Annotated in this window: 12 protein-coding genes; 6 read left to right on the top strand and 6 right to left on the bottom strand. The window is 58.5% G+C overall.

Going from position 1 to position 13231, the window contains the following annotated elements:
* Positions 1 to 201 precede the first annotated feature (201 nt).
* The 3 genes from KRR23_RS28705 to KRR23_RS28695 all read right to left on the bottom strand — a co-directional run bounded on the left by KRR23_RS28705 (position 202) and on the right by KRR23_RS28695 (position 1979).
* Positions 202 to 531, bottom strand: a complete 330-nt coding sequence (locus tag KRR23_RS28705) for a DUF2388 domain-containing protein (protein ID WP_216745193.1) — start codon at positions 529 to 531, stop codon at positions 202 to 204.
* Positions 532 to 598: 67 nt separating this feature from the next.
* A complete protein-coding gene (locus tag KRR23_RS28700; protein ID WP_216745192.1) occupies positions 599 to 1048 on the bottom strand; it encodes an NfeD family protein in 450 nt (149 codons plus the stop codon).
* A 10-nt stretch (positions 1049 to 1058) separates the two neighbouring features.
* A complete protein-coding gene (locus tag KRR23_RS28695) occupies positions 1059 to 1979 on the bottom strand; it encodes an SPFH domain-containing protein (RefSeq protein WP_103317788.1) in 921 nt (306 codons plus the stop codon).
* A gap of 196 nt (positions 1980 to 2175) precedes the next feature.
* Here KRR23_RS28695 and KRR23_RS28690 point away from each other — a divergent pair, with 196 nt between their 5' ends.
* Positions 2176 to 3156: a hypothetical protein gene (locus KRR23_RS28690; RefSeq protein WP_216745191.1), complete on the top strand. Its 981-nt coding sequence runs from the start codon at positions 2176 to 2178 to the stop codon at positions 3154 to 3156.
* Between the two features lie 4 nt (positions 3157 to 3160).
* Here KRR23_RS28690 and KRR23_RS28685 read toward each other — a convergent pair whose 3' ends face one another.
* Positions 3161 to 4942: a GspE/PulE family protein gene (locus KRR23_RS28685; protein WP_103317784.1), complete on the bottom strand. Its 1782-nt coding sequence runs from the start codon at positions 4940 to 4942 to the stop codon at positions 3161 to 3163.
* A gap of 140 nt (positions 4943 to 5082) precedes the next feature.
* Positions 5083 to 5421: a hypothetical protein gene (locus tag KRR23_RS28680; protein WP_216745190.1), complete on the bottom strand. Its 339-nt coding sequence runs from the start codon at positions 5419 to 5421 to the stop codon at positions 5083 to 5085.
* A 125-nt stretch (positions 5422 to 5546) separates the two neighbouring features.
* On the opposite strand from KRR23_RS28680, the gene KRR23_RS28675 reads away from it, so the two are divergent.
* Complete coding sequence (locus KRR23_RS28675; protein ID WP_054594557.1) at positions 5547 to 6017, top strand: Lrp/AsnC family transcriptional regulator; 471 nt, start codon at positions 5547 to 5549, stop codon at positions 6015 to 6017.
* 187 nt (positions 6018 to 6204) lie between these two features.
* Here the strand turns inward: KRR23_RS28675 and KRR23_RS28670 are convergent, their stop codons facing one another.
* On the bottom strand, positions 6205 to 7572 hold the full coding sequence (locus KRR23_RS28670; RefSeq protein WP_054594556.1) for an inorganic triphosphatase: 1368 nt from the start codon (positions 7570 to 7572) through the stop codon (positions 6205 to 6207).
* A gap of 158 nt (positions 7573 to 7730) precedes the next feature.
* Between KRR23_RS28670 and argE the strand changes: the two genes are divergently transcribed.
* The 4 genes from argE (at position 7731) to KRR23_RS28650 (ending at position 13154) form a co-directional block, all read left to right on the top strand.
* Complete coding sequence (gene argE / locus KRR23_RS28665; RefSeq protein ID WP_216745189.1) at positions 7731 to 8879, top strand: acetylornithine deacetylase; 1149 nt, start codon at positions 7731 to 7733, stop codon at positions 8877 to 8879.
* Positions 8880 to 9017: 138 nt separating this feature from the next.
* Positions 9018 to 10316: an amino-acid N-acetyltransferase gene (gene argA, locus KRR23_RS28660; RefSeq protein WP_216745188.1), complete on the top strand. Its 1299-nt coding sequence runs from the start codon at positions 9018 to 9020 to the stop codon at positions 10314 to 10316.
* Between the two features lie 535 nt (positions 10317 to 10851).
* Positions 10852 to 12225, top strand: a complete 1374-nt coding sequence (locus KRR23_RS28655) for an OprD family porin (RefSeq protein ID WP_216745187.1) — start codon at positions 10852 to 10854, stop codon at positions 12223 to 12225.
* Positions 12226 to 12515: 290 nt separating this feature from the next.
* Positions 12516 to 13154 (top strand): peroxiredoxin, encoded by a 639-nt coding sequence (locus KRR23_RS28650; protein ID WP_216745186.1) that lies wholly within the window; start codon positions 12516 to 12518, stop codon positions 13152 to 13154.
* Positions 13155 to 13231: the final 77 nt, after the last annotated feature.

The following is a 13231-nucleotide window of genomic DNA, read 5'->3' as shown; positions in this document are numbered from 1 at the left end:
GTGTACTTCCCCATGACACCCCCAAAGGTTGTGTCCAACATTTGGGGGTCAGTTCACTCTGCGTGGGAATGCATCCCGTGACGCTCCGCGTCACAGGAGCGGACGCAGAGCGCCCATGGCGGCGCTACCACGCAGAGCGTGGGAGCGATCATCAAAAAATGCCGCTCGATTGAGCGGCATTTTATTCACGGTACTAACGGATCACTGTTCGGCGATCGCGTTCTTGGCCAGGATTGCGTTGGCCAATTCCATGTCGGTAGCCTTCAAACCCGGGTTGTCGGCACGGACTTTCTGCATGGCGGATTCCAGATACGGACCACGGATATTGCCGTCACTGGCCACGAAACTGCTGGCGTCGTCCTGAGCGGCAACGACCAGCTTGTGATCCCTGGAGGTCAGGTAGGTGGACGCGGTGGTCGCACCTGAGGAAATAACTTCTCGCAAGATGCCATCATCATGATCACGGGCCATTGCTGAACCTACGGACAGGGAAAGCAAGGCTAGCGTAGCGGCAGCAAGTTTAAAACGCATTGTGGGTGACTCCAGTGGGATTTCTGGCAGGTTGGATTGCCAATACCCCAAACGAGTTCCGTAGCGTTCAATCGGCGTGTTCGACCAGTATAACCACCCCGTCCAGCCCGGTGACGCGAACCCGAGAACCCGCTGGAGTGTCTGGCCCCTTGGCCATCCAGACGCCGTCGGCGACCTTGATTTTCCCGCGCCCATCGACAATCGCCTGATGCACCACGAAGACCCTGCCGATCAGTTCCTGTCCGCGCAGGTTGAGGTTTGGCTGATCACTGGTCCGCACCGCGCTGCGCTGGCGTCGCCACCAATACAGGGCGGTCAGGATCGACAGCACCCCGAACAGCAGAAATTGCAATTCCCACGACAGGCCGGGAATCAGGAACGTCAGCACGCCTACCGCCGCAGCGGCGAGGCCGATCCACAGCAGATAACCGCCAGCGCCGAACACCTCGAGAATCAACAGGATCGTGCCCAGCGCCAACCAGTCCCAGAACGATAAATGTTGCAGGAATGCCCACATAAGTCGCGCCTCAGGCCTTCTTGCCGTCGAACGTGGCCTTGACGATCTCGCCGATACCACCGACCGCGCCGATCACCTGGCTGGCTTCGAGCGGCATCAGGATCACTTTGCTGTTGTTGGCCGAGGCGAGCTTGCCCAGGGCGTCGATGTATTTCTGGGCGACGAAGTAGTTCACCGCCTGCACGTTGCCGCTGGCAATCGCTTCGGACACGACTTTGGTGGCGCGAGCTTCGGCTTCGGCCTGACGTTCGCGGGCTTCGGATTCGAGGAACGCTGCCTGACGGCTACCTTCTGCTTCGAGGATCTGCGCCTGCTTCTTGCCCTCGGCGGTGAGAATCGCCGAGGCGCGCAGGCCTTCGGCTTCGAGGATTTGTGCACGCTTGATTCGTTCGGCTTTCATCTGACCGGACATTGCCGCCATCAGGTCGGCTGGCGGGCTGATGTCCTTGATCTCGATCCGGGTGATTTTGATGCCCCATGGCGCGGTCGCTTCATCGACCGTGCGCAGCAGTTTTTCATTGATGGCGTCACGTTGACTGAGCATCGCGTCCAGTTCCATCGAGCCGAGCACCGTACGGATGTTGGTTTGCAGCAGGTTGCGGATGGCATGCTCAAGGTTATTCACCTCATACGCTGCCTGAGCCGTGTTAACCACCTGGAAGAAACACACGGCATCGATCTGCACCGTGGCGTTATCCGCGGTGATGACTTCCTGCGGCGGAATATCCAGCACGTTTTCCATCACGTTGATCTTGCGCCCGATGCGGTCCATCACCGGAATGATGATATTCAGGCCAGGCTTGAGGGTATCGGTGTACCGGCCAAAACGCTCGACCGTCCACTGGTAACCCTGAGGCACGACCTTGAAACCCATGAACAGGATGGCGACGACAAGGCCGAGGAAAAGTAAAAGTACGCTACCGGTTTGCATAACGATTCCCTGTTGATGTGTGGACCAACGAAGTTGCATTCACAGGAGTGTAGCGGTGCGGGTCGGGTATAAAAACCGATGAGTCGCCCCTTGCATCATCGAGAGACATAAAAGCTTTCATTTCGGCAACTGATCCACGTTGACTGGAACGGCTCAGGGTTGTTTGACACCATGACCGATTGTTATTGATGCACGGATGCTTCCCTTGATTTTTGGCGCAATGATTTATGTGACCCTTTTGAATGTGGTGTTCCTGTCCTTTATCGGGCTGCCCGCGTTGTTGATCGCTTTGCTGTTGCCTGGCTGGCGCCGTCAGATGTTGCGCCAACCCCGTAGATTCGGTTTTCTCGCGCTAGTCTGCGCGGCCGTCGTTATCTGCACGTTGTGGAAAATACATCGAGACGCTGAGCGGGATAAGGCCCTCAACCCGCGACTTGAGCAAGACGCTCAGCTCGATGGTTTGCAATTACCTGCGGGCACGCAGCTGCATCTGAAGGCGCTGGAACCATTGGGTCCGGACGGTCAGCCGCAACTCCACGGATTGCGAAGCCTCGATTACGCCGAGTTTGCCGCGCCGCACATGATCATGGGCGTACAGATCACGGAGTTACAGATGTATGGCAGCGGCCCTTTATCAAAGATGTTGCTGGCTAGCGATCAAGTCGTGGATGGCTGGCCCTGCGCGGGTGGTACCTGGGTGATGCTGGACATCGCCGATGAAGATCGCCTGCAACCCAGTCGCTGGCGTTTCACTTCTTGTACATTGGCGCACGGTGCCAAGGTGGCCGGGGTGACATGGCCCTACCGCAGCGAAGTGAACCGGTACGACGGCCAATACAGTGTGCAAACCGTAGGTTTGGCGTCACCTTCGGTGGTTGTCCAGGGCATAGCGCTGTCGGTCGTGACCCTAAAACTGGACGAGAGTCGGCAACCCGAGCGCTGGGACGGGCAACTGGCAGAAGAAATGACCCTGGGTGATTGGCAATACCCTAAAGGAATGAGGGTTCGTCAGGATACGCCGCACACGCTGATGTTCAGCCCGAGCAAGTCATATTCCGCGCTCAACCGGCGTACGGGTGAAACGTTGAGGGCTGGGCGCTCGATATTGCAACGCAGCACCGACGGTATCGTGAAGTGGATCAAGCCCAATGCCGGATTGGGTGTGCTCGATTGGTAATGCCTTATTTTTGCTCACTCTGCGGTGTTACTCGCAGCACCTCTTCGATAGTCGTCAGCCCCGCCGCGACTTTTTGTGCACCCGACAGCCGCAGGCTACGCATGCCTTCCTTGAACGCCTGGCGACGGACGGCGAGCAGGTCGGTGTCGGGGTTGATCAGGGCTTTGACGCTGTCGGTCATTTGCATGATTTCGTAGACCCCGGCACGTCCGCGATAACCGGTGTCGCGGCATTCAAGGCAGCCAATCGCACGTTGGGCGTTGCCTGGCAGCGGTGCTTGCCAGGGACGGGTCAAGGTTTGCCAATCGTCTTCGCCCAGCGTCAGCGGTGCTTTGCAGTGCGGGCACAGCGTACGGACCAGACGTTGCGCCATGACTCCCAGCAGGGTGGCTTTGATCAGGTAATGCGGCACGCCGAGTTCCAGTAAGCGGCTGATGGCGCTCGGTGCGTCGTTGGTGTGCAGGGTCGACAACACCAGGTGCCCGGTAAGTGCCGCTTGAATAGCCATTTCGGCGGTTTCGAGGTCGCGGATCTCGCCGATCATGATGATGTCCGGATCTTGTCGCATCAGCGCGCGCACGCCGCTGGCAAAGGTCAGGTCGATGTTGTGCTGGACCTGCATCTGATTGAACGCCGGCTCGACCATTTCGATCGGGTCTTCGATGGTGCAGAGGTTGATCTCTGGCGTCGCGAGTTTTTTCAGTGTGGTGTAGAGCGTGCTGGTCTTGCCCGAACCGGTCGGCCCGGTGACCAGAATGATACCGTTGGGCTGGCGGGTCATGTCCTGCCAGCGGCGCAGATCATCGGCGGAAAACCCGAGCTGGTCGAAGTCCTTGAGCAGCACTTCCGGATCGAAGATCCGCATGACCATTTTTTCCCCGAATGCCGTGGGTAGCGTCGACAACCGCAACTCCACTTCGCCGCCGTCCGGGGTCTTGGTCTTGACCCGGCCATCCTGGGGTTTGCGTTTTTCCGCAACGTTCATTCGCCCCAGGCTCTTCAGGCGACTGACGATCGCCATGGTCACCTGCGGTGGAAATTGATAAACGTTGTGCAACACGCCGTCGATGCGAAAGCGCACGGTGCCTTGCTCGCGCCGTGGTTCGATGTGGATATCACTGGCGCGTTGCTGGAAAGCGTACTGGAACAACCAGTCGACGATGTTGACGATGTGCGCGTCGTTGGCGTCCGGTTCCTGATCGCTGGCGCCGAGGTTGAGCAACTGTTCGAAATTGCCCAGGGTGTTCATTTGCTGGTCGGCATTGGTCGCGCCGCTGACCGATTTGGCCAGGCGGAAGAATTCCACGCTGAAGCGCTGGATGTCCGCCGGGTTGGCCACTACCCGTTTGATCGGCAACTGTAGAACGTGGGTCAGGTCGGCCTCCCAGCTGCGCACATAAGGCTGCGCGCTAGCGACAGTGACGGCGTCGCGGTCGATCGCTACCGCGAGGATCTTGTGGCGCTGGGCAAAGGCGTAAGACATCAGCGAGGTAATTTGCGCGACGTTTATTTTCAGCGGATCGATGCGCAAGTAAGGCTGGCCGGCCTGCTGCGAGAGCCACAGGGTCAGGCTTTCCAGATCCAGGCGTTTACCGGGACGGCTGAGGTCGTCGAGGTGTTGGCTGGCAAGGAACTCCAGCGGGTGCAACTGGCTGTTGCTGGCATTGCGGCGAGTGGTCAACGCGTGTTCGGCCGAGTCCTGGCTGATGAAGCCTTGGGCGACCAGTTCGCGTAGCAGGTCATTGAGATCCAGCCAGCGATCCTGAGTGGCGAGTTGAACGGGCATCCGGGCTCCTTATGGAAACGATCCTGCACGTGCGGTGTAGACAGGTGCGTCTCTGACCACAGATGCCAAGAATAGTCCCCGCAAGGACCGGCCGTTCGGTTGTCGGCCGATTCATCGTTGCGAGTCTTTACCGGAACGCTTCAGCCGGCGGCCTGTGGAGGCTGAACCCATTGCGAATCAGCCGCTTGCAGTTCCACAGAGCAGACACTGATCAGGTTACGTAATTTTTCCGCGATCACATGGGCGCGGTGCCAGCTCAAGCCGTCCATGACAATACCGATCGACAGCAGGTCATCGTCGCGCAGCACATTGACCTGCTGCGGCACCAGAAACTGCAACGCGAACAGATTCAGTGCCCGACACAACACGTCCGGTTCGGCCTCGGCCAGCAGTTGGTAGTGCACGCGGCAATGGGCATTGCTGACGTTCCACACGTCGGCACGGGTAGGGGTGTTGCTGACGGCTTCGAGCGGGGGCATGGTCGGTCTCCAAATCATTGGAGAAATTTTTACATTCGGTGCCGGGTATTTCTTATCTATGATGGGGCTAATTGGCCTTAAATCGAATTAAACAATTCTCAAATAATCTACTTTCGGGTTTTTCTATGCATAGCGAACTTGACGCGTATGACCGCCGGATTCTGGCGCTGCTGCAAGAGGACGCCTCGCTTTCCAGTGCGCAGATTGCCGAACAGGTCGGGCTATCGCAGTCGCCGTGCTGGCGGCGCATTCAGCGGATGAAGGAGGAGGGGGTTATTCGCGGGCAGGTGACCTTGCTCGATCGCAAGAAAATCGGCCTCAACACGCAGATCTTCGCCGAGATCAAACTCAACGCCCACGGGCGTTCGAACTTCACGGAGTTCACCGAGGCGATTCGCGGTTTTCCGGAGGTGCTGGAGTGCTATGTGCTGATGGGCGCGGTGGATTTTCTGTTGCGGATCGTCACGGCAGACATCGAAGCCTATGAGCGCTTCTTCTTCGAGAAGCTGTCGATGGTGCCGGGGATTCAAGAGGTCAACTCGATCGTGGCCTTGTCGGAAATCAAGTCCACGACGAGTTTGCCGGTGTTGCGCTGAGGCGGTGTGAGTGTGTGGCTAAAGGGCGTTTGTGGCGAGGGAGCTTGCCCCCGTTGGAGGCCGCAGGACTCCCAAACCCGACCAACGCGGTGAATCAGGCATTACACGGACACCGGGTTTACGGCCGCTGCGCAACCGAACGGGGGCAAGCCCCCTCGCCACAGGTATTCACTCGCCTCAGGTGGGATTACATACGCAGCAACATCTTCCACGCGCGGTTCTGATACACCGCAATCGCCTGCTGTTTGCGTGCATCCAGCACTTCGTCGGTGATTGGTTCGTTGGCCAGTTGCGCGAGTTTGTTCAGCTCACCGTACAGGCGATCCATTTCCGGGATGTCCAGCACGTTGCGGGCATGGTGCAGCCAGGCCTGGATGCGTTCGATACGCGGCAGTTGCTCGGCCAGGTCTTCCGGCTGTTGCTGATAGCGCTGCAATTGCAGGGACGTCGCTTCTTCGCCCAGCAGGCGCGGCAACCAATTACCCAGTTGTGCAGCACCTTGGCGATTGCCGCGAACGTTGCGATCGGCAGTCCAGGTGCGGGCCAGCAACCAGCGCGAGGTGTTCAGCGAGAACTGGCCCCAGCGCGGGTCTTCGAGTTCTTCGAGGAACTGCTCCGGCGCGGCTTTGCGCACGTCTTCGTCGTCCAGACCTGCCTGAACCAGCGGGCGCCAGTCTTCCAGCAAGGCATCCAGCGCCACGCGCAAATCGTGAGTCGACTGACGCGGAGCGGCTTGACCCAGGCTGCTGAGCAGCGCGCGCAATTCAGCGAGGTTCTCGACCCAGTCCTGCAGCAGGCGCCAGTGGCCGTTGAAGCGATATTGCTCGGCCAGACGCTGGCTGCTGCCCAGTAAATGCCAGCTCAATGCGGCGAACGCGTCGTCCAGCGGCAGTTCGAAGGTCAACTCCGGCGCCGGCAGGCTCAACGAATAGCTGTTGGCGTCGAACAGGCGGTAGCCGCGCTCGGCTTTGCTGATATCGCACGGCATCAGCGCCAGGGTCGCGGCCAGTTCGGCAGCCAGTTCCAGCAATGCCGCGGGCTCGCCTTCGCGCAGCTCCAGCTCCAGTTCGCAGATCTCTTCTTTCTGCTTGCCGGCAATCACGTGGCCCAGGTCCAGCGCGGCTTCGATGACCACTTTGGTCTTGCCACGGCCCCAGGCGATTTCTGCGCGTTCACGCACGAAGTCGGTAGTGAAAATGGCCTTCAGGGTTTTCTTGTCCAGTTCGGCCAGCTCTTCGGGCCAGCATTCGCCGTCGAGTTTTTTCACATCGAGCTTGGCTTTGGGCAGATTCCAGTCGTATTCGTTACGCTCGGACAGACCGGCGACACTGTGGCCACGGGTCTTGAGCGTTTGAATGACTTCTTCGCCATCGCGGCGCAGGCGCAGGGCGACCTTGGCGCGGGCCAGGTCACGTTCTGGCGTGTCGAAGTACTGGTTCATCAACTCACGGCGTTCCCAGCCACTTTTGTTGCGTTTTTTCAGTAGCGGGTGCTCGCGCAGGGCGGCGAGGGTTTCGCGGCTGACGCGGAGTTTGATTTCGGTTTCTTTCTGCATGGCCGGAAAATCCAGGATCGGGAGCGCAGCCGGGGGAATGTGTGGCTGCCAAGGCCGTGCAGTGTACAGCACTCATTAAACCTACGCGCCGCGACGGTTTATTCCTGCCGCAGGATGGCTCTATGATGAAGGCTCATCTTGGGAGTTGGGAGTCAGCGATGCCTTTGCCGTCCATGAAAGACCAGTTCGCTGCGCTGATCGCCGCACCGTCCGTCAGCTGCACCCAACCCAGCCTCGATCAATCCAATCGTCCGGTCATTGATTTGCTGGCGACCTGGCTCGGTGACCTGGGCTTTTCGTGTGATATCCAGCAAGTCAGCCCCGGCAAATTCAACTTGCTCGCCAGTTTTGGCAGCGGTCCCGGCGGGCTGGTACTGGCCGGGCACAGCGACACGGTACCGTTCGACGGCGCGCTGTGGCAGACCGATCCGCTGAAACTGACCGAAGTCGATGGTCGCTGGGTCGGCCTTGGCAGTTGCGACATGAAGGGGTTTTTCGCGTTGGCCATCGAAGCCGTGTTGCCGCTGCTGGACAAACCGTTCAAGCAGCCGCTGATGATCCTCGCCACCTGTGACGAAGAAAGCTCCATGGCTGGCGCCCGGGCCTTGGCTGCTGCCGGCCGGCCATTGGGCAGGGTAGCGGTGATCGGTGAGCCAACTGGCTTGAAACCGATCCGTATGCATAAAGGCGTGATGATGGAACGCATCGACATTCTCGGTCAGAGCGGCCATTCGTCCGACCCGCGCCTGGGTCATAGTGCCCTGGAGGCCATGCACGATGCGATGGGCGAGTTACGCGGCTTGCGCCTGCAATGGCAGCGCGAGTTTCGCAATCCGCAGTTCAGCGTGCCGCAACCGACACTGAATTTTGGCTGCATCCACGGTGGCGACAACCCGAACCGGATCTGCGGTCAATGCTCGCTGGAATTCGACCTGCGGCCCTTGCCGGGCATGGACCCGAACGCATTGCGTGCGGCGATCCGGCAGAAGCTCGAACCGGTCGCCGAGCTCCATCAGGTAAAGATCGACTACGCTCCGCTGTTCCCTGAAGTGCCGCCGTTCGAGCAGGCGGCCGACTCGGAACTGGTGCAGGTCGCCGAAAGACTCACCGGCCACCTTGCCGAAGCAGTAGCGTTCGGCACTGAAGCGCCTTATCTTCAGCGTCTTGGCTGCGAGACATTGGTGCTTGGCCCAGGCGATATCGCCTGCGCTCACCAACCAGGGGAATACCTTGAAATGTCACGTTTGCAGCCTACCGTGCATCTATTACGTCAACTGATCGAACACTACTGCCTGACCCCGGCTTGATAAATCCCGGGGCACCCAACCTGTATTCATGAGGAGAACGCGTGTGTCGCCAAGCCTGTTCCGACGATAACCACCAGCCCGCTGTGCGTTTTGCTTCGTCCTTTTTATCGGCTGCTATTTGTTACAGGCGCAGGTGTTATGCCCGAATACGTTAACTGGCTTCGTCACGCTTCCCCTTACATCAATGCTCACCGCGACTGCACCTTCGTCGTCATGCTGCCCGGCGACGGCGTCGAGCATCCGAACTTCGGCAATATCGTCCACGACCTGGTGCTGCTGCACAGCCTGGGTGTGCGGCTGGTATTGGTTCACGGTTCGCGTCCGCAAATTGAAACCCGTCTCGCCGCACGTGGCCTGACTCCGCATTACCACCACGGGATGCGCATCACCGATGCGGCGACCCTGGAGTGCGTGATCGATGCGGTGGGGCAACTGCGCATTGCCATCGAGGCACGCTTGTCGATGGACATGGCGTCTTCGCCGATGCAGGGCTCGCGTCTGCGGGTGGCTGGCGGCAATCTGGTGACAGCACGGCCGATCGGTGTGCTCGAAGGTATCGACTATCACCACACCGGCGAAGTGCGTCGGGTCGACCGAAAGGGCATCAACCGTTTGCTGGATGAGCGCTCCATTGTGTTGTTGTCACCGCTGGGCTACTCGCCGACCGGGGAAATCTTCAACCTGGCCTGCGAAGACGTCGCCACTCGCGCCGCCATCGATCTGGGCGCCGACAAGCTGCTGCTGTTCGGCGCGGACCTGGGGCTGATCGATGAAAACGGCCGTTTGGTCCGCGAACTGCGTCCGCAGCAGGTGCCGGCGCATTTGCAGCGTCTGGGCGCCAACTATCAGGCCGAGTTGCTGGATGCCGCGGCTGAAGCCTGCCGTGGCGGCGTCGGCCGCAGCCATATTGTCAGTTATGCCGAAGACGGCGCGCTGCTGACCGAACTCTTCACCCGTGACGGTGGCGGGACGCTGGTGGCCCAGGAGCAGTTCGAGGTAGTGCGCGAAGCGGCTATCGAAGACGTCGGCGGGTTGCTGGATCTGATCAGTCCGCTGGAAGAGCAGGGGATTCTGGTGCGTCGCTCACGCGAAGTGCTGGAGCGCGAAATCGAGCAGTTCAGCGTGGTCGAGCGTGAAGGCATGATCATCGCCTGTGCGGCGTTGTATCAGATCGCTGACTCGGATGCCGGGGAACTGGCCTGTCTGGCGGTAAACCCGGAATATCGCCATGGCGGCCGTGGTGATGAATTGCTGGAACGGATCGAGACCCGGGCTCGTGCTCAGGGGCTCAAAACCCTGTTCGTCCTCACTACCCGGACTGCGCACTGGTTCCGCGAGCGTGGCTTTGTGCCCAGCAGCGTCGAGCGCCTGCCGTCGGCCCGGGCCTCGCTGTACAACTATCAGCGTAATTCGAAGATCTTCGAAAAGACTCTGTAACCTTCGGCGCCTAGACTTCGCCCCAGGTACTAACCGACCAGGGTAATGAGTCGATCGTTTCTGCCGTTTTGCTGCCCGTTGCAGTGCTTACCGGACGGGCGGTAAAAAAAATTACAACGGTATACAAACTGTAACAATTTGACGGGAAGATGCACGTTTCGCCATGATGGCGTCGCTTATTTGATCGTGATTGACGTAAGAAGAATTACGTGAGCACGAATGGAACTAAAGAAGCATCTGTAAATACCATTTAGGAATTAGTTCATGGGCCGATACCTCTGCATCCGGTTCGGTTCAGGCGTGTTGAGCTATATTCCCGAATCGTATGAAAAATGAAGAAATAATTCTTTTTGGGTTTATGAGAAATTCACTAACCTGAACGGATCAAACACTGCGATTAGACCAAAGTCGTAGACGCGACTGCTTACGATTGACTTATCGGTCACGGTCTTGCGCTAATCGCGCATCGATGGGAACCGGGGCGTCAGATCCTGGACCAAAGTGCACAAAAATTAGAAACGTAGAGGAGCGAAACATGAATAAGTCCACCTTGGCCCTGGCTGTGGCCGTAGGGGTTTTGGCGCAGCAGGCAAGCGCCGCCGGTTTCATCGAAGACAGTAAGGCGACCCTGAGCACGCGTACTTTCTACATCAACACAGATAACCGCGACTCCGACACCAAAGCCGCAAAAGCCCCAAGCAAGATTGAAGAGACTGGGCAAGGCTTCCAGCTCAACTTCACCTCGGGCTTCACCCAAGGTACTGTCGGCTTTGGTGTTGACGCCATTGGTCAGTACGGTGTGAAGCTGGATTCCAGCCCGGAGAAACACGGTAACCCTACCGGTACCGCTTCCGGTGGCACCATATTCCCGAGCCAGGGCAACGAAGCTGTCAACGACTTCGCAAGCCTGGGCCTGACCGGCAAGGTCAAGGTTTCGCAGACCGTGCTGAAAATCGGTACCCTGCAGCCTAACAACCCGGTCATCAAGTACAACGATGGTCGTATGCTGGCGCAAACCTTCACAGGCGGCGAGCTGGTCTCGAACGAGATCAAGGACCTGACCCTGACTGCCGGCGAGATCAATGAAGCCAAAGGCCGTAACTCCAGCAACGACGAAGGTCTGTCGATTGCCGGTGCCAACGCTGGCTCCAACTACAATGCAGGCAAGTTCTCCAACAAGTTCTACTACGCCGGTGCTGACTACAAGATCACCAAGGATCTGACCGCGTCGTACTACTACGGCGAGCTGAAGGACTTCTACTCGCAGAACTTCCTGGGTCTGGTGCACAACTGGTCCATCGGTCCTGGCGTGCTGAAAAGTGACCTGCGCTACTACCGTAGCCGCGACAACGGTTCCAACGGCAGCGACCCGGCATTCTTCACTTCGGGTGACTACGGCACAGGTATCACCAAGGGTAAAGTCGACAACAATCTGTACAGCTACCTGGCTCTGTACTCGGTTGAAGGTCACACCTTTGGTGGTGGCTATCAGTACAGCAACGGTGACAGTGACTTCCCTTGGTTGAACCAGGGTGACGGCTCGTCCAACAGCACCATCACCGACATGCAGATCCAGAAATTCGCCCGTGCCGGCGAACGTACCTGGCAAGCTCGCTACGCCTACGACTTCGCTAAAGTCGGTGTTCCAGGCCTGACCGCGGGTATCATCTACCTGCGCGGCAACAACATCGACACCGCCGGTAAAATCGGCGCAGACAAGACGGCTACCGTGGGCACTGGCACCACCGAGTGGGAACGTGACCTGACCCTGGCTTACGTTGTTCCACAAGGCCCGCTGAAGAACCTGGGCGTGGCGTGGAAAAACGCTATGTGGCGCAACGACATCCCAGGTCAGCGCGACCAGGATGAAAACCGTGTGATCGTCAGCTACTCGATCCCGCTGTTGTAATACCCAGGCGTTTGTAAGCCTGTATAAAAAGCCCCGCTCGGCGTAAGTCTGGCGGGGCTTTTGTGTTTCAAGTCGGGCCCACCCCCGCAGGCCCGCCTTCATTTCCCTCTTTGCAGCAACTCAAGGCCTTCTCGAACCTTGGTTCCAAGACTGGTCTTCGTTGACGTATGCGTCCAGTGAACAGATGTTTAATATTCACTTTGGATCTAAATAAATCGATATTTATTCTTTTTAATAAGCGACGACACTAGGCACAGTAGGCTCATCACGCACTCACCAGGAGCAGCACCATGAGCCTCAGACTGGGCGACATTGCCCCCGATTTCGAACAGGATTCCAGCGCCGGCACCCTCCGTTTTCACGAGTGGCTGGGCGATAGCTGGGGCGTGTTGTTTTCCCACCCGGCAGACTTCACGCCGGTGTGCACCACGGAGCTGGGGTTTACCGCCAGGCTCAAGGATGAATTCGCCAAGCGCGGCGTCAAGGCCATTGCACTCTCGGTCGACCCGGTGGACTCGCACTACAAGTGGATCGAAGACATCAACGAAACTCAGAACACCCTCGTCAACTTCCCGATCCTCGCCGACGCCGACCGCAAGGTCTCCGATCTCTATGACCTGATCCACCCGAATGCCAACGACACCCTGACCGTGCGTTCGCTGTTCGTCATCGATCCGAACAAGAAGGTTCGCCTGACCATCACGTATCCGGCCAGTACCGGACGCAATTTCCACGAGATCCTGCGGGTGATCGACTCGTTGCAACTCACCGACAACTACAAAGTGGCCACCCCGGCTAATTGGCAGGACGGAGATGAAGTGGTGATCGTGCCGTCGTTGAAGGATGAAGAGGAAATCAGCAAACGCTTCCCTAAAGGCTACCGCGCAGTGAAACCATACCTGCGCCTGACACCACAACCCAATCGTTGATAGAGATCGTTCCCACGCTCTGATCTGACCCCAAAAAGCTGGACGTTTACATGTCTATGCCTGAGCGGCCTGAGTTC

This window comes from Pseudomonas sp. CVAP#3, assembly GCF_018986375.1.
Taxonomy (GTDB): domain Bacteria; phylum Pseudomonadota; class Gammaproteobacteria; order Pseudomonadales; family Pseudomonadaceae; genus Aquipseudomonas; species Aquipseudomonas helvetica.
The sequence above is the reverse complement of the archived record's forward strand: the minus strand, read 5'-3'. Positions and strand labels throughout refer to the sequence as shown.

Bases quoted from the DNA above. Each gene is read 5' to 3' on its own strand.
- KRR23_RS28705 (WP_216745193.1), bottom strand. From the start codon at position 531: ATGCGTTTTAAACTTGCTGCCGCTACGCTAGCCTTGCTTTCCCTGTCC.
- KRR23_RS28700 (WP_216745192.1), bottom strand. From the start codon at position 1,048: ATGTGGGCATTCCTGCAACATTTATCGTTCTGGGACTGGTTGGCGCTG.
- KRR23_RS28695 (WP_103317788.1), bottom strand. From the start codon at position 1,979: ATGCAAACCGGTAGCGTACTTTTACTTTTCCTCGGCCTTGTCGTCGCC.
- KRR23_RS28690 (WP_216745191.1), top strand. From the start codon at position 2,176: ATGCTTCCCTTGATTTTTGGCGCAATGATTTATGTGACCCTTTTGAAT.
- KRR23_RS28685 (WP_103317784.1), bottom strand. From the start codon at position 4,942: ATGCCCGTTCAACTCGCCACTCAGGATCGCTGGCTGGATCTCAATGAC.
- KRR23_RS28680 (WP_216745190.1), bottom strand. From the start codon at position 5,421: ATGCCCCCGCTCGAAGCCGTCAGCAACACCCCTACCCGTGCCGACGTG.
- KRR23_RS28675 (WP_054594557.1), top strand. From the start codon at position 5,547: ATGCATAGCGAACTTGACGCGTATGACCGCCGGATTCTGGCGCTGCTG.
- KRR23_RS28670 (WP_054594556.1), bottom strand. From the start codon at position 7,572: ATGCAGAAAGAAACCGAAATCAAACTCCGCGTCAGCCGCGAAACCCTC.
- argE (WP_216745189.1), top strand. From the start codon at position 7,731: ATGCCTTTGCCGTCCATGAAAGACCAGTTCGCTGCGCTGATCGCCGCA.
- argA (WP_216745188.1), top strand. From the start codon at position 9,018: ATGCCCGAATACGTTAACTGGCTTCGTCACGCTTCCCCTTACATCAAT.
- KRR23_RS28655 (WP_216745187.1), top strand. From the start codon at position 10,852: ATGAATAAGTCCACCTTGGCCCTGGCTGTGGCCGTAGGGGTTTTGGCG.
- KRR23_RS28650 (WP_216745186.1), top strand. From the start codon at position 12,516: ATGAGCCTCAGACTGGGCGACATTGCCCCCGATTTCGAACAGGATTCC.